At 37.9% G+C, this 18,016-nt stretch carries 21 protein-coding genes, 3 tRNA genes and 1 riboswitch; of the genes, 15 read left to right on the forward strand and 9 right to left on the reverse strand.

Annotated features, from left to right (window positions below):
• Positions 1-10 precede the first annotated feature (10 nt).
• Together BW724_RS08480 and BW724_RS08485 are read left to right on the forward strand one after the other, a co-directional pair.
• Entirely contained in the window at positions 11-856 is an 846-nt protein-coding gene (locus BW724_RS08480) for a metal ABC transporter permease (RefSeq protein WP_088074817.1), read from the forward strand.
• A gap of 21 nt (positions 857-877) precedes the next feature.
• A complete protein-coding gene (locus tag BW724_RS08485) occupies positions 878-1,300 on the forward strand; it encodes a Fur family transcriptional regulator (protein ID WP_088074818.1) in 423 nt (140 codons plus the stop codon).
• Positions 1,301-1,446: 146 nt separating this feature from the next.
• Here the strand turns inward: BW724_RS08485 and BW724_RS08490 are convergent, their stop codons facing one another.
• The 4 genes from BW724_RS08490 to BW724_RS08500 form a co-directional block, all read right to left on the reverse strand.
• Positions 1,447-1,707, reverse strand: coding sequence for a hypothetical protein (locus tag BW724_RS08490; RefSeq protein ID WP_088074819.1), 261 nt, complete (start codon positions 1,705-1,707; stop codon positions 1,447-1,449).
• 80 nt (positions 1,708-1,787) lie between these two features.
• Entirely contained in the window at positions 1,788-2,021 is a 234-nt protein-coding gene (locus BW724_RS08495; RefSeq protein ID WP_088074820.1) for a hypothetical protein, read from the reverse strand.
• 360 nt (positions 2,022-2,381) lie between these two features.
• Positions 2,382-2,537 (reverse strand): hypothetical protein, encoded by a 156-nt coding sequence (locus tag BW724_RS23555; protein WP_176371346.1) that lies wholly within the window; start codon positions 2,535-2,537, stop codon positions 2,382-2,384.
• A gap of 152 nt (positions 2,538-2,689) precedes the next feature.
• Positions 2,690-3,271: a 5' nucleotidase, NT5C type gene (locus BW724_RS08500; protein ID WP_088074821.1), complete on the reverse strand. Its 582-nt coding sequence runs from the start codon at positions 3,269-3,271 to the stop codon at positions 2,690-2,692.
• Positions 3,272-3,545: 274 nt separating this feature from the next.
• On the opposite strand from BW724_RS08500, the gene BW724_RS08505 reads away from it, so the two are divergent.
• Entirely contained in the window at positions 3,546-3,974 is a 429-nt protein-coding gene (locus BW724_RS08505) for a DUF4190 domain-containing protein (protein WP_088074822.1), read from the forward strand.
• Positions 3,975-4,088: 114 nt separating this feature from the next.
• On the opposite strand, the gene ispG is transcribed toward BW724_RS08505, so the two are convergent.
• Positions 4,089-5,210, reverse strand: a complete 1,122-nt coding sequence (ispG, locus tag BW724_RS08510) for a flavodoxin-dependent (E)-4-hydroxy-3-methylbut-2-enyl-diphosphate synthase (RefSeq protein WP_088074823.1) — start codon at positions 5,208-5,210, stop codon at positions 4,089-4,091.
• A 147-nt stretch (positions 5,211-5,357) separates the two neighbouring features.
• Complete coding sequence (locus tag BW724_RS08515) at positions 5,358-5,759, reverse strand: hypothetical protein (protein ID WP_088074824.1); 402 nt, start codon at positions 5,757-5,759, stop codon at positions 5,358-5,360.
• A gap of 232 nt (positions 5,760-5,991) precedes the next feature.
• Here BW724_RS08515 and BW724_RS08520 point away from each other — a divergent pair, with 232 nt between their 5' ends.
• The 4 genes from BW724_RS08520 to BW724_RS08535 all read left to right on the forward strand — a co-directional run bounded on the left by BW724_RS08520 (position 5,992) and on the right by BW724_RS08535 (position 9,726).
• Positions 5,992-7,215 carry an MFS transporter gene (locus BW724_RS08520; RefSeq protein WP_088074825.1) on the forward strand — a complete coding sequence of 408 codons (1,224 nt, stop codon included), beginning with the start codon at positions 5,992-5,994 and terminating at the stop codon, positions 7,213-7,215.
• Positions 7,216-7,346: 131 nt separating this feature from the next.
• A complete protein-coding gene (locus BW724_RS08525; protein WP_088074826.1) occupies positions 7,347-8,288 on the forward strand; it encodes a DUF1002 domain-containing protein in 942 nt (313 codons plus the stop codon).
• Positions 8,289-8,444: 156 nt separating this feature from the next.
• Positions 8,445-9,074, forward strand: a complete 630-nt coding sequence (locus BW724_RS08530; RefSeq protein ID WP_088074827.1) for an NfeD family protein — start codon at positions 8,445-8,447, stop codon at positions 9,072-9,074.
• A 379-nt stretch (positions 9,075-9,453) separates the two neighbouring features.
• A riboswitch (cyclic di-GMP riboswitch) is annotated at positions 9,454-9,559 on the forward strand.
• Between the two features lie 32 nt (positions 9,560-9,591).
• Complete coding sequence (locus tag BW724_RS08535) at positions 9,592-9,726, forward strand: anti-repressor SinI family protein (protein WP_088074828.1); 135 nt, start codon at positions 9,592-9,594, stop codon at positions 9,724-9,726.
• Positions 9,727-9,809: 83 nt separating this feature from the next.
• Here the strand turns inward: BW724_RS08535 and BW724_RS08540 are convergent, their stop codons facing one another.
• Positions 9,810-10,046, reverse strand: coding sequence for a helix-turn-helix domain-containing protein (locus BW724_RS08540; protein ID WP_176371347.1), 237 nt, complete (start codon positions 10,044-10,046; stop codon positions 9,810-9,812).
• A gap of 609 nt (positions 10,047-10,655) precedes the next feature.
• Here BW724_RS08540 and BW724_RS08545 point away from each other — a divergent pair.
• From BW724_RS08545 to BW724_RS08560, 4 genes are all read left to right on the forward strand, one after another.
• Complete coding sequence (locus BW724_RS08545; RefSeq protein WP_088074830.1) at positions 10,656-11,339, forward strand: TasA family protein; 684 nt, start codon at positions 10,656-10,658, stop codon at positions 11,337-11,339.
• A 145-nt stretch (positions 11,340-11,484) separates the two neighbouring features.
• On the forward strand, positions 11,485-12,345 hold the full coding sequence (gene tapA / locus BW724_RS08550; RefSeq protein ID WP_088074831.1) for an amyloid fiber anchoring/assembly protein TapA: 861 nt from the start codon (positions 11,485-11,487) through the stop codon (positions 12,343-12,345).
• Positions 12,346-12,349: 4 nt separating this feature from the next.
• Positions 12,350-12,961, forward strand: coding sequence for a signal peptidase I SipW (gene sipW, locus BW724_RS08555; protein WP_088074832.1), 612 nt, complete (start codon positions 12,350-12,352; stop codon positions 12,959-12,961).
• A gap of 31 nt (positions 12,962-12,992) precedes the next feature.
• Positions 12,993-13,664: an LPXTG cell wall anchor domain-containing protein gene (locus tag BW724_RS08560; RefSeq protein ID WP_088074833.1), complete on the forward strand. Its 672-nt coding sequence runs from the start codon at positions 12,993-12,995 to the stop codon at positions 13,662-13,664.
• A 326-nt stretch (positions 13,665-13,990) separates the two neighbouring features.
• Here BW724_RS08560 and BW724_RS08565 read toward each other — a convergent pair whose 3' ends face one another.
• Together BW724_RS08565 and BW724_RS08570 are read right to left on the reverse strand one after the other, a co-directional pair.
• A complete protein-coding gene (locus BW724_RS08565; protein WP_088074834.1) occupies positions 13,991-14,317 on the reverse strand; it encodes a helix-turn-helix domain-containing protein in 327 nt (108 codons plus the stop codon).
• 432 nt (positions 14,318-14,749) lie between these two features.
• Positions 14,750-15,526, reverse strand: a complete 777-nt coding sequence (locus tag BW724_RS08570; protein ID WP_088074835.1) for a DUF1189 domain-containing protein — start codon at positions 15,524-15,526, stop codon at positions 14,750-14,752.
• Positions 15,527-15,816: 290 nt separating this feature from the next.
• Here BW724_RS08570 and BW724_RS08575 point away from each other — a divergent pair, with 290 nt between their 5' ends.
• From BW724_RS08575 to BW724_RS08590, 4 genes are all read left to right on the forward strand, one after another.
• Positions 15,817-17,415, forward strand: coding sequence for a Na/Pi cotransporter family protein (locus BW724_RS08575; RefSeq protein ID WP_088077782.1), 1,599 nt, complete (start codon positions 15,817-15,819; stop codon positions 17,413-17,415).
• A gap of 147 nt (positions 17,416-17,562) precedes the next feature.
• Positions 17,563-17,639: transfer RNA gene (locus tag BW724_RS08580), tRNA-Met, on the forward strand.
• Between the two features lie 50 nt (positions 17,640-17,689).
• Positions 17,690-17,766: transfer RNA gene (locus BW724_RS08585), tRNA-Ile, on the forward strand.
• A 17-nt stretch (positions 17,767-17,783) separates the two neighbouring features.
• Positions 17,784-17,876, forward strand: a tRNA-Ser gene (locus BW724_RS08590).
• Positions 17,877-18,016 lie beyond the last annotated feature (140 nt).

Below are 18,016 nucleotides of genomic sequence, written 5' to 3' on the forward strand. Positions count from 1 at the left end.
GGTGATTTAGTTGGAAATACTACAACAACTTACATTTATCGAAAGGGGAATCGTAGCCGGGCTTATTATCGGATTGATATGTCCTTTGTTGGGTGCGTTTCTTTTAGTGAGAAGGATAACAATTATAACAGAGGCCTTATCTCATATTACCTTAACAGGTATTACAGCAGGTGTCTTTATTAGTCAAACGATGACTTGGTTAGCTTTTATTAATCCTTTATATACAGGTCTGATTTTTTCATTAGTAGGGTCTATTTTAATTGAAAAACTGCGTCATGCGTACAAATCATTTCAGGAGTTGGCAGTGCCGATTATCTTATCGAGTGGGATAGGACTAAGTGCCATTTTAATTGGACTATCTTCAGGTAGCACGGTGGAGTGGTATAGTTACTTGTTCGGGAGCCTTGTCACAGTTTCTTTATCCGATCTATATTTTACAATGGCGACTGGATTTATTGCTTTTATCATTATCTTTGCGTTTTATAAGGAATGGTTGTCTATTTCTTTTGATCAAGAATTTGCGAAAACATCGGGAATTAAGGTTAATCGGTTGAACTTCTTTTTCTCCCTATTAATCGCTTTGGTCATTTCCATGTCCATGAAAGTAGTTGGAATATTATTGGTAGGAGCGATGGTGACACTACCAGTAGCCGCTAGTATACAGATCGCAAAAAGTTTTCGCCAAGTAGTTATATTAGGAATTATTTTCGGTGAAGTTGCTATGATTGCTGGGATTTTATTTTCCTATTACTTTAACATAGCAACTGGGGGAATGGTTGTAGTTACAGGAGTAGTGATATTACTACTCACTTCCTTAATCAAACGACTTGGACTAGTTTCATCAACGGTAGCTTAGTACTGACGAGGGGGATTTATTGTGAATGTAGAAGAAGCAATTCAGCTTATGAAGGATAAGGGCTTTAAACATACAGATAAGCGGGCAGATATGCTCCAGCTTTTTTCGGCAGAGAAGCGGTATTTAGCTGCGAAAGATGTGTTAGAGCATATGCAAGGGAAATATAATGGTCTCAGTTTTGACACGATCTATCGTAATTTATCCGTTTTTACAGACTTAGGTATTTTAGAATCAACGGAATTAGATGGGGAAAAAAAGTTTCGATTTACTTGTGCAGCGGATCACCACCATCATCATCTAATTTGTCTTGACTGTGGGAAAACAAAGCACATTGAGGAATGTCCAATGGATCTCTTTCCAGTGAAGAAGGAAGGCTTCCATATCGTAGACCATAAGTTTGAGGTATATGGGTACTGCGAGCAGTGTGAAGCACCAAGAGGGTAAATAAAGTTTAAAAACAGCAAAAGCAAAAGTAAAAGCTCACCTTTAAAAAGTGCTGGGAAGAATTTTATCGGATTAACGATGTCTCATCAGCGACTTATTTGTAGTGAGCTTTTCGTGTTTATTGAACTTCTTTATCTGTGTCGAATTTATAACTTATTAAGGCTATTTTTAGTCTGATTAATTAATGAAGCTATATTACCAGTATCATTCGTGTTTCGCCCAGTATACTTGTCTAATTCTGCAACCATTTCATCATATTTGTTTTTTGGTAAACGTCCATCAATGTACATAAATGTAGCAAATGCGTATGCTAATGCTGTTGTATCTACCACAACGTTTACGTCCACATCTGAATTACCACTTTCACTTACTATAGACTTCACCTTATAATCATATTTCATAGGCATATTAAAGCACCTCCACCTCCACAAGGGCATAATATATTAAAAAAGGGCAGGGCACTAGCAGTAGCTAGCACCCTTATTAGTTATAGGATGTCGGTTTGACGTTGTCGCCGGCGTTGCGCTTGGCGCGCCTTAGCGACAGCCTCTGCATCGACATAAACATCAACATACGAATTACCACTGTCAGTTACATCTGCAATGTTAAAGTTGAAGTTCTTATCTTTTAGGATGTTTTCATTGTCGAGTCTGTTTAAGTTTTTGTTGATGTCGTCATCAGAAAGAAAGCGAACGGCTGTTGGTTGGCGTCTGTTTGACATGTGTTCCCCCCCCTTTCTTTTTGAGGATACTCTAGTAATATGAGAAAAACTGGAGATGGCGTGGACAAATAGAGTAGTCACTCATTTGATTTATCGTTTTATTAAATAAAGAGGCGTCATGAAGGGGAAGTATGTCTAATAGGAGATGAGATGGGGATTGAATTTGAATGTATCTTGATTGAGGGGGAGACTGTAATTGTCTTATCGGGTAGAGGCGTTTTTGGTCGCCTCCTGATCGGATACGAAAAATAGAATAAATCAAATCTCATACCAGATTGCCGCTTGATCAGGTATGAAAATTGGAAAAAGACAAATCTCATACCAGATCGACGCCTGATCTGGTATGAAAATTAGAAAAAGTCAAATCTCATACCAGATCGCCGCTTGATCAGGTATGAAAAATGGAAAAAGTGAAATCTCATACCAGATCGCCGCTTGATCAGGTATGAAAAATGGAAAAAGTGAAATCTCATACCAGATCGCCGCCTGATCTGGTATGAAAAATAGAAAAAACAAAATCTCATACCAGATTGAGGCCTGATCAGGTATGAAAAATGGAAAAATTCAAATCTCATACCAGATCGACGCCTGATCAGGTATGAAAAATAGAAAAAACCAAATCTCATACCAGATCGCTCATCGCTCCTAGAGGGTGTGCACTCTTACTCTTAGGATTGTTTTAAAGGAAAGAAACCTTCAACGATCTCTTTTGCTTCCTTCCAACTTTTCACTCTAAAAACTCCACGAGGCACAGCATCTCGATTGTAAGGTGTATCAAATAAAATAACTGGAATATTGCAATCCTCTGCAATGTCACAAGCGTTATCATGTTTATCCTCAAAGAAAATATCCACACTATGTTCTTTTACAGCCTCTAGTTTTCGGTGTGACCCTAACAGCTGGATGTGGTCAAATGGAATTTCTTGAGCTTGAAACCATTCCGCAGTAAGGTCATGGAACTGCGTAGGTCTAGCACTGATGTAAAAAAGCTCATGATGTGTTTTCCAGTCCGTTAATATATTTTTAGCATGCATGGCAAGTGTCGCTTCTTTATAAATATTTGGTTCATGCTGCTGCATCCATTTCCAAAACTCATCCTTTGGAATATCTAAAAGAGCAGATAAATCATACTCCGTAATATCCTCCAGTGTCAGAGTTTTACTAAAATGATCATTAATATATGGTATGAACGTTGCTGGATCAGTTACAGTACCATCTATATCAATTCCAAATCGTTTTTTATTTTTCATCGTGTAGTCACCTTTCTTATTAGGTTTTTTTATATGCCCCCAAGACGTGGGTAAGTTATTAGGCGGAATTTGGAGGATGCTCATCATCCGCACACGGAAAGCGAGTGGACTGAAACGATCACCAACACATGATTTGTATTTTCAGGTTAGCACTTATTTAAATGCATAAATCCCTAGAAATAAGCTTCCATGAGCACTTGAAATCATTGTCAACCATAATCAGACCATGAAATGGCACACTAAGTTTACACGGCTTGGCAAAGGAGGTTTTTTGATGTCTCACTATGATAATAATGAGCATCCAAGGGATTTTCATGTGGTGAAAGATGAGCGAAGCAATGATGTAAAGTACGATCCAGAACACTATAAAGAGTCGGAGTACCGTGAAGAAACAGCTGCGGAGTATGCTCCAAACCCTGGTCTTCTAGGTGGAAGAGAGGAAGTTGAAATAACTTCTGACAGGACAAGGGAGATGGAAAGGGAAGATGATACAGTTACTGATGAAGGTAAAGGGATGGGAACATTGGCTGTTGCCCTATCCATTGTATCTCTGTTCTTCCTTCCGATAATCTTCGCTGGTGCCGGCTTGATACTAGGGTTCATGACAGTTAATCGTGGTCACAAAGGACTAGGATATACTGCAGTGGTTATCAGTGCGTTTACAATTATAATGGCAGTCTTTTTTGCTCCATTCGTCACCTAACTATATTAACTAAAATTTCGCCAAGCGTGTAGATGGTTGTAAGGGCTGTAATTGATGAGTAGCCTATATATGAAAGTGGCGCACATGATTAAATGTGCGCCATTTTCCTTTTTATTAATTATTATTTGACTCAGCCAGTTCTTTTTCTTTGCGTTGCTTTTCTTCGTGTTCTGCGGCTAGTTTGTCGATTTCTTTCTTCAACTCTTCAACCATATCCGCTTCTGGAACTTTTCGAATTGTTTTTCCTTTACGGAACAAAAGACCTTCACCGCGAGCACCGGCGATTCCGATATCCGCTTCTTTTGCTTCTCCTGGACCGTTTACAGCACAGCCAAGAACAGAAATTTTAAGTGGTGCATTTATTTTTTGGATATATTCTTCGACTTCATTGGCAATACTGATCAAATCGATCTCAATTCGACCACATGTTGGGCAAGAAATAAGTGTTGCAGCGTTTGCAGCTAATCCGAAAGATTTTAACAACTCTTTCGCCACTTTTATTTCTTCCACTGGATCAGCACTTAAGGAAATACGAATTGTACTTCCGATACCTTGATTTAACAAGATACCAAGTCCTGCAGCACTTTTAATTGTTCCAGAGAATAATGTCCCAGACTCTGTAATCCCTAAATGAAGAGGATAATCAAAAGTTTTTGACGCTTTTTCATATGCTTCAATTGCAAGTCGTACATCCGAAGCTTTCATGGACACGATTATATCGTGGAAATCAAGATCTTCCAGGATCTTAATGTGGTGAAGGGCACTCTCCACCATTCCGTCAGCCGTTGGATAACCGTATTTATCTAGAATACGCTTTTCCAATGAACCAGCGTTTACACCAATTCGGATCGGAATCCCTTTTGCTTTTGCTGCGTTAACAACAGCTTCTACTTTTTCACGACGTCCTATATTTCCTGGGTTAATTCGAATCTTATCAGCGCCGCCTTCAATTGCTTTCAGGGCAAGCTTATAATCGAAATGAATATCCACGACAAGTGGAATATTGATTTGCTTTTTAATCTCAGGGATCGCTTCTGCAGCTCTCATATCTGGACAAGCGACACGAACGACTTGGCAGCCTGCCTCTTCTAATCTTTTAATTTCAGCAACTGTCGCTTCCACATCATGTGTTTTCGACATTGTCATACTTTGAATGATGACTTCATCACTACCCCCAATGGTGATAGGTCCAACTTTTACAGCTCTTGTTTTTGTACGGTGAATAACTTGGGTCACACTTCATCGCCCCTTTATGTGAAATCAATACTTCTTTTTTGGAAAAATAAGTTGGCGCTCTTTCGTATTTAATGTTCCCTACTAAACAGGGACATATTTGATGGCGCTTTTACTATTGTACCAACGACTTCACACTTGTGGCAAGAACTATGAGTGATCTCCATCACTTTCCTCGTAATATATAGGAAATCTATATACCTCTCCAACAAGTATTTGATGTGCAACAATATCTGAATTAAGGGCTTCAAAGTCTTCCACAACTGTGTGTGGGGCAACAGTAAAGTTTTTTCCTTCATGAAGAGCCTTGACGATCCCATACACAGTTTGACCAGAATCCACAATAACTTCTTGATAAGGAAGACTTATTTGCCCACCTGTTTGTTCATCTGTTTCACTACTACCCTGTATCGATTCCGTGCTATCAACCGTTTCCTCCGTTTTTTCATTAGCATGAATGTTGGAAGAGTGAGGTATCGTCCCAACATTTAAATCATAGAAAGCACTGATGATAAAAACCATTATTATGATGAATACGAGCAATGGTCTCATGACGCACAACTCCTTGTCCTTTTATTTTTGAAGCTGTTTCAACTTTTTATTGAATCTAAAACGTATCGACTTTTCCTATTATTAATACATTCTATGCGGACTCTATTAAAATATTCCGATTTAATAGAGAAATTCTATTAAATTTTATATCAAATTTAAAGAGCCATTTAATAAAGAGAATAAATTGTGTTAAAACTAAACTGTTGAAGTCATAAATAGGATTGTGATTTATATGGATCGCAAAGATAAATTAATAATGATTGTTCTAGGTTTCTTGCCGTTTGTCATGGTAATCGGGAACTCCATGTTCATTCCGATTCTCCCATCAATTGAAGCATCTATGGGACTGACCCCCGCAGAAGCAGGCCTGTTGTTAACGGTATTTTCTGTTCCAGCAGCACTTATCATTCCTTTTATAAGCTTCCTCGCCGACAATTATGGGAGGAAAAAGGTGATTATGGTATCCCTTTTCTTCGTTTGTCTCGGAAGTATTATTTCCTTTGTTTCTGTAGTCATAGGTGGGGAAGGCGTATCATATATATTTCTATTGATTGGACGAGCCATACAAGGTTTAGGAGCTGGGGGAACGGCACCACTGGCAATGGCAGTGATTGGAGATCAGTTTACTGGGAAAAATAGAAGTACAGCCCTAGGAACAGTGGAGGTTTTTAACGGCTTTGGAAAAATGATGAGCCCGTTTTTTGGCATAGTAGCATTAATGTTTTTCTGGCATAGTGCCTTCCTCTTCTATTTCTTGATTACCTTTGTAACCTTTCTAGCCATAAAAACGTATATACTTGAGGAAAGAACAACGACAAATCGCACCATGAAAGGTTATGGACAAGATGTGTTGCAAGTTGTCCGCAGGGAATATAGTTGGCTACTTCCTGTTTTTTTCACAGGTGGCGTGATTTTGTTTATTTTGTTTGGCCTACTTGTTTATCTATCCTATGAAGCGGAAAGGGTTTATCAAGTAGATGGACTTGGAAAAGGGGTGCTGTTTGTACTTCCACTAGGGGCAATGACGATCGCATCTTATTTATCAAGCCAGTTGATTGGCGGAGATAATGGTAGAACAAGGTTGGTAATGGGGACAGGCTTTGGTATGATGCTGCTCGTCCTCATATTTGGAATGATCGAACACTCCTTCTTCATGTTGATAGCAATTTTAACTTTTTTCGCATTAGGGGCAGGATTTATTCTTCCATGTTGCAACCTTTTTGTCACTTCGAGCGTCTCTAAGAGTGAGAGGGGAATTGTCCTTGGACTATACGGGATGGTTCGGTTTCTAGGTGTAGCTTTCGGACCGTTAGTATACAGCCAATGGATGATGCAAGAATGGTGGATGTTTCTATACTCTAGCCTACTGTTAATAGGAGTGATCCTTTGGCTGTACATAGGGTGGCTTTCGACAGTGAAGGAAAAAGAGTTGGAACTACCTGTTAACGATGCTTAACAAATGATGTAGTTACATGAATCACCATTGTTTTATTAAAGTTGGCACTAAAGTCCCTTTTCTTTTAAAAAAATATAGTGTTTTCTACTAATATGGAGATAATTAGCTCCGAGAGAGAGGATGAAAAACAAATGAGAAATAAATTAATGAAAATTGGAATAGCAACGATGGCAATTTGGCTTTTTGTTTCGTCGATGGTTTTTGCAGATGCAATAGAAGGAGAACGTATCGTAACATTAGGTGAAAACTTATCAGAGGAACAAAGGCAAAGTATTTTATCTGAAATGGAAGTGACGGAGGATTCCGTTGATATTATTACTGTTTCTATAGAAGAAGAACGTCATTATCTTGGTGGACACATTGATTCGTCTGTCATTGGTAGTCGCTCTATTTCTTCATCTATGATTACTGTTGCAGATGAGGGATCAGGAATCAATGTAGAAACGAACAATATTACTTGGGTTTCAGAAGGTATGTACGCGAACGCCTTAATTACAGCAGGGGTAAAGGATGCTAACGTTTATGTAACAGCACCTTTTAACGTGTCTGGTACTGGGGCACTAACTGGACTTCTAAAAGCATATGAAATCACAAGTGATGAAGCTATACCAGAAGAACAAAAAGAAGTGGCTAACGAGGAGTTAGTTAAGACAGCCCGACTTGGTGAAGAATATGGAGTGGAGCAAGCAACTGAGCTAATGGCAAGAATTAAAGAAGCGATTGCTGAGCAAGATATTCAATCTGAAGAGGATTTACGTGAACTCATTCAACGTCTTGCAGGAGAACTGGGCATGACGTTAACGGATACAGAGCTTGATGGCTTAGTTTCCTTATTTAACAGAATGAGAAACTTAAATATCGATTGGGATCAAGTGCAAAACCAAATTTCTAACATTCGTGAAAACTTAACGGACTTTCTAAGCAGTGAAGAAGGACAGGGCTTTATTCGCTCCATCCTCGATTTCTTCAGCGCATTAATCGATTCAGTAAAAGGATGGTTTAGCTCCTCACCAGGATACGTGGAGCCGATAGACACAGCCTTAAGTAGTGAAGTGGATATTAGGAAGATATAACTTTTTCTAAACTGTGCGGGACCAGGTCCCGCACAGTTTTGTGAATTTTTTTGAATTTAGTTGAAACTTATGGCAATATTATATCGTACATAAACATGAAGGTAAAAATCTGATAAAATAATAGATAAATGGATCTTTTTGAAAGGGGGAACCACAATGGAACTATTAGATAACGCCTCCTTTGGCTTTTTCGTTATCTTTATTGCAACATTATTTATTTTTGGAGAGTTAATGGTAAGGGCGAAGGGTATTTTTGCAGTCCTTGGTGTCGTGATTATGGCAATGTATTTTTCCTACCATTTAACGGCAGGAGCTAGTTTATGGATTGTAGTCCTTTACCTTATCGGACTTATGTTAATCATTTTTGACGGTAAAGTAACTACCGATGGTACAATTGCATTATTTGGTATCTTACTCATGATTCTTGGTCTTGCACTCCCTGCACCAGGCATTGTATATGGGGCACTGGTGGCCATGGCTTTAATCATTGCAGCTCCAACATCTTATTTGTTCACAAAAGTTTTTCCACCGAGGAACATGTGGTCAAAAATGACGTTGAAGGATAAGCTAACGAGTGATCTTGGTTATAATTCCATGAACGAATCCTACAAGGACCTGATTGGTAAAACGGGCGTTACGAAAACACCATTCCGTCCAACGGGAACCATTGATGTAGATGGAAAGCTTTATAGTGCAACTTCTGATAATCAATGGCTTGAGCCTAATCAAAAGATTCGAGTCATATCTGCAGATGGTACACGCATTGTCGTTGTACCTGAATCATAGAATAATATAGGTGAAGAACAACCCTGTCAGCTATTTACAGGGTTGTTTTATTTTTGATTAAAAAGTAGGCATAAATTCCCCTTTATTCGTCGTATATATCAGGAGTGAGTATAAGTGAGGGAACGATAAGATTGTCGAATTTGAATTTATTTCACAAATGGAGGACTACTAAAAATATGTTACATGACTTATATAAAAAAAGCAGTAATTGTCGTTAATTGGTGTTATTTATATTTTTATAGGAGATAACATAAGTCTAAAGTCACATTTTTGAGATACGACAATATTCTGCACACTATTTTGAACGGTTCGACTATACTTGAGTTAATAACTGATGCTCATTCGTTTTGAGTGGAATGATCAATTTTTTTACCTCCCCGTTTGACAATGGCATACCTATTGAAAGGTAGGGACGCAAAGCTACGGGTCTAAGGGCATTTACATATCAAATAAGACGATAAGCCTATGATCGCCGGGCTGCCTATCGGGCAGAGTTTTTAAGGGGGAACTGGGAGGAATGGAAAGGGAAACTGTTAGCCAATTGGATTCTGAATGGGCGGAATTGATCAAGGAAGCAATATTAATGGGGATGACGAACGAGGAGATTCGGAACTTTCTACGTCAAAAATCGAAAACGGTATCATCAGCATGAAGAAAAACCACTTTTAACAATTGTTAAAAGTGGTTTTTCTTTTTTTAGTCAGTGTAGTTAATTGGGATATATATACTTTCCTCTTATCGATGAAAATCATTCACTGCTTTAGGATTTTCTTCTTCAAGGGAAGTAAGGACTGTGATTGGCAGATTTAATGAGTGAAAGATCCGCTTCACCACGTCAATAGATGGATTCTGCTTCATCCCCCGCTCAATATAACTTAGATAAGACTTCGATACGCCAGTCATCCTAGACAGCTCAGATAAGGAAATACCCTTCTCCTTACGACGCCTGCGAATCATATCTCCAATCGTCATATGTACCCCTCCTTTCCCAAGTATGCATGTTAACATTCTTTGTTCATTATAACGCACATATATATGTTTGGAAAATGAGAAAATAGGAGGATTTTAAAGTAATAATGGTAAAACTTATGAAAAATATTCTTTATAAAGAATTTACGGATTAATTTGAGGATCTAAATTACATTTTTTTGAAGTCCTAAGTAGTATGAGGGACGAAGTATTGTTCACAGGTAGGTAAAATAAAGCTTGAAATTTAAATATCCATCTTTTAAGGGCTTTAAGTAATAGTTTTATAGCCTACCAATCCGTTCTAAAAAAAGAACAAAATAATGTATTTTTTTTGAAAAATTCAGATATTTAGAGTATTAGAGAGATTTTTAAAGTATTTAGTTCTTTATATCGCATAAATAACCGTATATACGATTTTTCATTTTATAAACTATAGCCTATACTAGCCATATAATAACAATTCGTTATAAAGAACCTATGGATAACGGGTAATTCTTGAATGCTTTCTTTAAAAAGAACGAGGAGCGCTAATATGAATTGGTTGAAATCTTTGCAGATGCAAAGATTCACATAAATATTACATACCCAAAAGGGTGAAAGGGAGGAATTGTTTTGAGTATTAAAAAGAAATTAAGCATGGGGATTCTGTCAGCAGCATTAGGTATTTCATTGATCGGAGGAGGAACGTTCGCATACTTCAGTGACACTGCAACTCAAACTAACACATTTGCGTCAGGAACAATTGATTTAGATGTTGATCCAGTTGTTCAGGTACCAATGGAGAATCTAAAACCAGGTGACTGGATGCCAAGAAGCTTTGAACTTCAAAACAATGGGTCATTGGATATCAAGTATGTTAATCTAAATACTGAATACTCAGTAACTGATAGTGATGGAGATGCAGTGGTTCCTGGACTTGCTGATGCATATGCAGAACAACTTTATGTCCAATTCCTAAATAACACATCTGGTGATGAGGATTATGAAGTGTTATTTGAAGTTTCATTATACGATTTAGCAAATCTAACACCTGAAGATTTAGCTACAAAAATTGATATGGAAACTGTAATGACACAGCCAGGTCTGATTTGGATTCCGTTTATTGGTTGGGTTGGACCAGCACAATATGATGATATTCCTGAAGAAGTTACAGGTATTACAGCAGGTGGAACAGCTGACTTTGATGTTCAATTCCGTTTCAACGATACAGACGAGCGTCAAAATGACCTCCAAGGTCTAAATCTTGACCTTACGTGGACATTCGAAGGATTCCAAACTGACGGTGAAGAAAGATAATTTGATTAAAAAGTGGAAAGGTGAGGAGCCCCTCATCTTTCCCAATCTTTATTTACTATCATAAATCTACAAGTCTATTTGTATATTTATGATAGTAAATAAAGCTATATACTTCATTATTTTGTTTTACATAGAGGAGGAATGAATGGTGAGAAGTTTGCGCATCGCAAAAAATAAGTCAAGGTTCAAGAAGGTTGTTATTCTCGCCCAAGTATTGGCAATTTGGTACGCCACGGTATTTTCATTGTCTTTATTAACTTCTGGAACAGAGGCATACTACAGCAATAAAAACAATACGCAAGTAACCATTTCCTCAGCAGAGTATTGGTGGGATGGTAGTGATTTAGATTTTACGAGTAAAAAAACACAAAATTTAAAAGTGTGTGCACCTACCTATATTAGTGTTGAATTAAAGAATAGAGGTGAAGACATGACTTCACCAACTACATTTGAAGTTTATTATGTGGAGTCTGGTAACCCGAGTAATAAACATGGGGAGAAAGTATACGAAGGGACAATTGACCACCTTGCTGCTGGTGAACGTGTGGAACTCGAATATGAAGCTGAAGAAAATGGTTTCTACAAGTTTAAAGCTTACCAATTACCTGACTATGAAGGGAAAAATGAAGAAATCTGGAGCGAAAAGGTACATGTGAACTGTAATGCTAGTAAGGATAATAATGAAGAAGTGGAAGAAGATAATGGAGATGTTATAGAACAAGAAGTAGAAAATGAAATTGATGAGTCTGAAAAAACTTCTGACGAAGCTAAGAAAAAAGATGATTCAGTCGAAGACAAAAAAGAAGCGGAACAGCAAGAAGAATCAAAAGATGAGTCGGAAGGTGACTCTAAATCTAAAGAGGATAAAGATACATCAGATGATATAGAGAAAGATAAAGATGCAGAAAAAGAAAAAGAGAATATAAAAGATCAAGAACAAAATGAGGAAGAAAAAGAAAGCAAAGATTCCAATGCTGACAAGCAAACTGATGGGGGCGGTGACTAAAACTATGAAGCAATTAAAAATCTTGAAAAAAATCACTAGTGGATTTATTACTTTCGCGCTATTCGTTTCCCTTATATTCATGGTTTTTGTAGTGATTACTACACAAGCCTCAGGAGGAGAACCTGAAGTATTTGGTTATCAAATCAAGACTGTTTTATCAGGATCCATGGAACCGGAGTTTAAAACTGGATCAATTATCGCTGTTGAACCAGGTGGTGATATGACAAGATTTCAAGAAGGGGATATTATCACCTTTATGGAACGGGAAAACATGTTAATTACACATAGAATTATTGATGTGATTCATAGTGGAGATCACGTGATGTACGAAACAAAAGGGGATGCGAATGCTGCACCGGATAGTGAATTAGTATTATCTGAAAATGTTGTGGCAAAGTATTCAGGTTTTACAATTCCATATGTTGGTTATATAGCTAGTTTTGCTCAATCAAAAGAAGGGGGCGCATTACTCTTAATCGTGCCCGGTCTTCTACTCATTTTTTATGCAGGGTTTACAATCTGGCAAGGTATCAGTGAAATGGAAAGAACTAATAAGAGAAAAGATCGCTCAGAAAGAACTAGAGAGCTAGAAGAACTATCAGAGTCATTAAAATGAGATGGGTAACCATCGTTAAGAGGGTGATGATATGCCAAAGAAACTAAAACTAGTGTTTATGGGGATCTCTAGCTTTCTGGTAGTTCTAGTATTTATTCTGAGTGTACAACAAAATAATAGGACGTTCGCTGATGAGGTACCTGTTATTATCACTACAACACCAGAAAGTGTCCTTTTTGAAGTGACGAATATGAAACCTGGGGATTGGGCGGATAGAGAACTAACGATACAAAATAGGGGAGAGGAAGACTTCTCCTACCACATGATTGCTAGTAGAAATAGTGGCTCTGAAAAACTCTATAATGTTTTAGAATTAGAGTTACAGAATGCTGATGGTGATGTCCTTTATGAAGGTAGCTTAGGTGATTTCACAGGTTTTGATCCGAGACCATTACAAGCGCTCCATGAAGAGGATTTCTCCCTAACAGTTTATTTCCCAACGCATTTAGGGAATGATTATCAAGGATTAGAAGTGGAAGTAGAGTTTTTGTTTATAGCGGAAGGGGAATTGCCTGAAGTTGTAGACGGAATATCACAAACTCCTATTGATGACGAAGTCCTTGAGGAAGAGCCGGAGGACGGACATATTCTTCCTGCAACTGCGACAAATTCCTATAACTATCTCGTAGTTGGATTCATCGTACTTATTGCAGGATCTGCAATGTACTTTTGGAATCGCAAAAAGAGTATAAAAGTAGAATAGATGATTTTAAGAACCCTTGGTATTTGTTACAAATATTGAGGGTTTTATAATTATGAGAAAGGTGTAGTTAAAGGTCAGAAATTATCTTATTGTATATTTATTTATAGTTAATAACCTACTACTTTAATATTGTATATAAAAAATAAAATTGCCATAAGCAACAACCTTTGAGACTCCTGCGGAAGAACGAGCCAAACGAGACCCCGCAGGCTTGAGTAATCTTCCTGAATTGCGACGGGCCGAGGAGGCTCGTGGATCGTCCGCGGAAAGCGAAGAGGTTGTTGAGAAATGGCACATAAAAACAAACCTCCCACTGTTGGGAGGCTTTATTTTTGTTGCAATTTCCATTTGTTGAACTCGAGAAACTCACGGAATTCTTCTTTGGATACGCCTGAGTTCATTGCTTCTTCCACAAGCTTTTTCCACTCGCTATCTAAATCTTGCTCTTCTTGTGCAGATAAATCCTTTAAGAGATGATCGATCGTTATATTTAATTCTGACGCAATTTTTTCTAGGAATTGTACCGAAGGATTTGTCTGGATGTTCCGCTCCAATGCGCTCAAGTAGGACTTTGCAACACCAGCTCTTTCTGCCAACTCAGTGAGTGTCATTCCCGCTTCCTTTCGATACCGCTGTACACGTTCTCCAATCATGTTTCATAACCCCTTTTCTTGTAGGTGCATTCACTATTCTAACTAAAGCCATCTAGTATTATATCTGTCGGTGGGAAAAAAGGTTTTATGACTGTTGTAGAATAAATATTAGATATAATTAATATATCATAATTTTTTTATACCGTACTAAAAATGTTGAAAAAAATATCTGAATCTTGGAAAATTAGGACTATTCTATATTTGCTATGATTAATATCGGCTTTTTTATAAATATGTAAAGGATTCCCCAAAATAAATCTATACATGGTTATAAGTTTTTAAGCTAATAAAATTTATTGAGTAATTGTATTATGAGGGCATACAAAACTAATACTCAATGTCCTGGGAGATGTATTAAAATACAAAGAAACAGCACTCCACGATAGCAATATACCCCATGGAGTGCCCTTTAAAACCTATTTTTTTCAAAAATTATTCGTGTGTTGCTCCTCGTGGTTTGTTAATGTGACCAAACACAAAGTAAAGCATCATAATTGCGATTACCCAGTATATGGTGAATGAAAAAGGAATGGAAATTTGCAATATATCAATGATTGCAAAAAGGACGGTCGGCATTGTCACAGTATAGGCGGAAATCACCCAAAGGTTTTTATAGCTTAACTGTGGTGCATTCCTTTTACTCAAGAACAACCCAATTAGTGAAAGGGCAAAGATGCCAACGAATTTCATACCTGTTGTAAAGACGTAAATAAAGAAAATGAGAAGTCCGATGATGAGTGGGAGGATCCCACCTAAGTTTTCTACTAACTCCACTAATTCCGGTTTAGCGATCGTTATACCGAAATCTTGGTAGCTAATTCCTTCATGTATCCCTCCAGAAACAAAGGCTACTTCTCGCTCTAATAATGCAAAGGCATTGCCATAATCATTTATTTCATCGATCCTTAATTCCCCATTAGGATCAAAGATAATATATTCTCCATCATCTTCTACAATGATTGGTTCATCTATATCTGCGTGTAAAACACCGTTTTCGATTGTAAAATCAGGGAATGTGTTAACAAGATGCGTTTCTGCCTTATCGTAAATGGAAGAAATACCTGAGCCTAAGACGATGGCAGGTGGTATTGTTACAAGGAACATAAGGAAGAATACGTAAAGGATTGTTTTCCCTATCTTTTGCATGCGGAATTTCGCAATGGTTTCTGGAGAATATAAGCTTTTAATAAATTGCTGGATAATATTCATTTCTTCTCTCCTTCGTTAGTTCAACTCATTTTTTTTAATATCTGTTTGTAAATGGGAGGATAATAAAAGTCTCTAAATGCTATTTTAACGAATATATGACAAAAAAGACAAGTACAAGCCTGAGGAAATTATACCCGCTATGACTCTTTGTTAAGAATCTTAACAAAATCTTTACAATTCATTAATAATGAATTAATAAATGACATGTAACATTGTCTAAGGTGACGAACTAGATAGAAACTTGATGAATTAAGGGGATGAATTGATTGGATTTAAGAGACCTTATCTTTATGTTTTTGGGTGGATTAGCTATATTCCTATTTGGAATCAAGTTCATGGGGGATGGCCTGCAAAAAACAGCAGGAGACAGACTCCGTGAAATATTGGATAAATTCACTAGTAACCCACTGATGGGGGTACTTGCTGGTATTATCGTAACCGTGCTTTTACAAACAAGTACTGGTACGACAGTATTGGCCATTGGTCTTGTTAACGCTGGATTCATGTCTCTCAGACAATCCATTGGTGTTATCATGGGTGCGAACGTAGGGACAACAATTACTGCATTTATTATTGGTTTAAAAATTTCTGATTACGCATTACCGATTATTGCCGTTGGTACATTCTTGATTTTCTTCTTAAAAAATAAAAAAGCCAACAACATTGGACAAGTATTCTTTGGTTTTGGGGCATTGTTCTATGGGTTAAATCTCATGGGTGAAGGATTGAAACCATTAAGAGAACTTGATCTATTTATGGAATTAACAGTATCTATGAGTGAGCATCCTTTATTAGGTGTCCTTATCGGTACGATTTTTACAGTAAGTGTTCAAAGCTCTTCCGCTGCTATCGGATTGCTTCAACAGCTTTTTGCACAGGGAGCAATGACGTTAGATGCAGCTTTACCAGTATTATTTGGTGACAACATTGGTACGACAATTACTGCTGTTTTAGCAGCGCTAGGGGCTTCTATTGCAGCAAAGCGTGCAGCATTGACGCACGTACTCTTTAATATGATAGGGACCATCCTTGTGTTAATTGTCATACGTCCTTATATTGCCATGATTGCATTTTTACAAGAACAGTGGAACTTGAACCCTGAAATGACGATTGCAGTTGCACACGGTATTTTTAACGCGTCAAACGTGATCATTCAACTGCCTTTCATTGGATTGTTAGCATTCTTAGTAACTAAGATCATTCCTGGTAAAGAAACGGTGATTGAATATAAAGCACAGCATTTAGATCCAGTCTTAATCCAGCAGTCCTCTGCGATTGCCTTAGGACAAGCCAAGAAGGAAACGCTCCGAATGGGTGAGCTAGCAGAGCAAGGGCTAGTGGAAGCTTCCAAGTTTGTTACAACAAAGGTGAAGCGACATGCGGAAATGACCTACCAGTTTGAGGACGCGGTTAATAACCTTGACCGTAAAATTACGGATTACTTAGTAAAGATTTCAGCAAATTCCTTGTCAGCACACGATTCTAGATTACACTCCACATTGATGGACACAGTAAGGGATATTGAACGAATCGGTGACCATATGGAAAACATTATTGAATTGGCTGAATACCAAGTAACTAACAAAGTAAAAGTTTCTGAGTTGGCACAACAAGACTTACAGGAAATGTTTGATTTAACGATTGAAACAGTTGGACAAACTCTAAAGGCTCTAGATAATGATGATATTGCTGAAGCAAGGGCTGTTGTATTAAAAGAAGAGAAGATCGATAAGATGGAACGTCAGCTTCGTAAAAAACATATCATGCGTTTAAATGAAGGAAGCTGTGAGGCATCTGCAGGTATTACATTTGTGGATATGATCTCTAACCTAGAACGTATCGGTGACCACGCTGTAAACATTGCAGAAACGGTTATTGGAGAAGAATAAGAAGCGGTTAAGGGAATATGTGAGGAAGGGGTTGAGAAGGCTGTTTAAGGCCATTCTCAGCCCCTTTTTATTTTTTGTTGGAAAATGATTTGGTGTATTGACGAGCCCATGTAGACATGCTATTATATTCATTGTCTTTACTATATTGGCGGTGTAGCTCAGCTGGCTAGAGCGTACGGTTCATACCCGTGAGGTCGGGGGTTCGATCCCCTCCGCCGCTACCATTTTGAAAAAGCGCGAGTTGCTTCGCTATCAACGATAATTTTCTTTTCATGGACCCTTAGCTCAGTTGGTTAGAGCAACCGGCTCATAACCGGTTGGTCGTAGGTTCGAGTCCTACAGGGTCCACCATTTCAATAATTTCATACGGAGGAGTACCCAAGTCCGGCTGAAGGGATCGGTCTTGAAAACCGACAGGGGTGTTAAAGCCCGCGGGGGTTCGAATCCCTCCTCCTCCGCCATATTTTTTATGTTTGATGTATGTGTTTGCTATGATGCAAATATATAGATCTTTTTTTTTCATTTTTAGTTTTTATCGGGTTCGAGGGCTCTATCTAAGTGTTATTTTTAGCTTAAGTTTTCGTAATATTGTTATAATATA

This window comes from Litchfieldia alkalitelluris, assembly GCF_002153425.1.
GTDB classification, from domain to species: Bacteria; Bacillota; Bacilli; order Bacillales; family Salisediminibacteriaceae; genus Evansella; species Evansella alkalicola.

What these genes read in the sequence shown, in the direction of transcription:
- BW724_RS08490 (WP_088074819.1), bottom strand. Translation starts at nt 1,707, where the DNA reads ATGCCTATGAAATATGATTATAAGGTGAAGTCTATAGTAAGTGAAAGT.
- tapA (WP_088074831.1), top strand. Translation starts at nt 11,485, where the DNA reads ATGGTGAGAAGTTTGCGCATCGCAAAAAATAAGTCAAGGTTCAAGAAG.
- sipW (WP_088074832.1), top strand. Translation starts at nt 12,350, where the DNA reads ATGAAGCAATTAAAAATCTTGAAAAAAATCACTAGTGGATTTATTACT.
- BW724_RS08535 (WP_088074828.1), top strand. Translation starts at nt 9,592, where the DNA reads ATGGAAAGGGAAACTGTTAGCCAATTGGATTCTGAATGGGCGGAATTG.
- BW724_RS08575 (WP_088077782.1), top strand. Translation starts at nt 15,817, where the DNA reads ATGTTTTTGGGTGGATTAGCTATATTCCTATTTGGAATCAAGTTCATG.
- BW724_RS08520 (WP_088074825.1), top strand. Translation starts at nt 5,992, where the DNA reads ATGGATCGCAAAGATAAATTAATAATGATTGTTCTAGGTTTCTTGCCG.
- BW724_RS08565 (WP_088074834.1), bottom strand. Translation starts at nt 14,317, where the DNA reads ATGATTGGAGAACGTGTACAGCGGTATCGAAAGGAAGCGGGAATGACA.
- BW724_RS08570 (WP_088074835.1), bottom strand. Translation starts at nt 15,526, where the DNA reads ATGAATATTATCCAGCAATTTATTAAAAGCTTATATTCTCCAGAAACC.
- BW724_RS08540 (WP_176371347.1), bottom strand. Translation starts at nt 10,046, where the DNA reads ATGACGATTGGAGATATGATTCGCAGGCGTCGTAAGGAGAAGGGTATT.
- BW724_RS08495 (WP_088074820.1), bottom strand. Translation starts at nt 2,021, where the DNA reads ATGTCAAACAGACGCCAACCAACAGCCGTTCGCTTTCTTTCTGATGAC.
- BW724_RS08560 (WP_088074833.1), top strand. Translation starts at nt 12,993, where the DNA reads ATGCCAAAGAAACTAAAACTAGTGTTTATGGGGATCTCTAGCTTTCTG.
- BW724_RS08500 (WP_088074821.1), bottom strand. Translation starts at nt 3,271, where the DNA reads ATGAAAAATAAAAAACGATTTGGAATTGATATAGATGGTACTGTAACT.
- BW724_RS08505 (WP_088074822.1), top strand. Translation starts at nt 3,546, where the DNA reads ATGTCTCACTATGATAATAATGAGCATCCAAGGGATTTTCATGTGGTG.
- BW724_RS08515 (WP_088074824.1), bottom strand. Translation starts at nt 5,759, where the DNA reads ATGAGACCATTGCTCGTATTCATCATAATAATGGTTTTTATCATCAGT.
- BW724_RS08525 (WP_088074826.1), top strand. Translation starts at nt 7,347, where the DNA reads ATGAGAAATAAATTAATGAAAATTGGAATAGCAACGATGGCAATTTGG.
- BW724_RS08530 (WP_088074827.1), top strand. Translation starts at nt 8,445, where the DNA reads ATGGAACTATTAGATAACGCCTCCTTTGGCTTTTTCGTTATCTTTATT.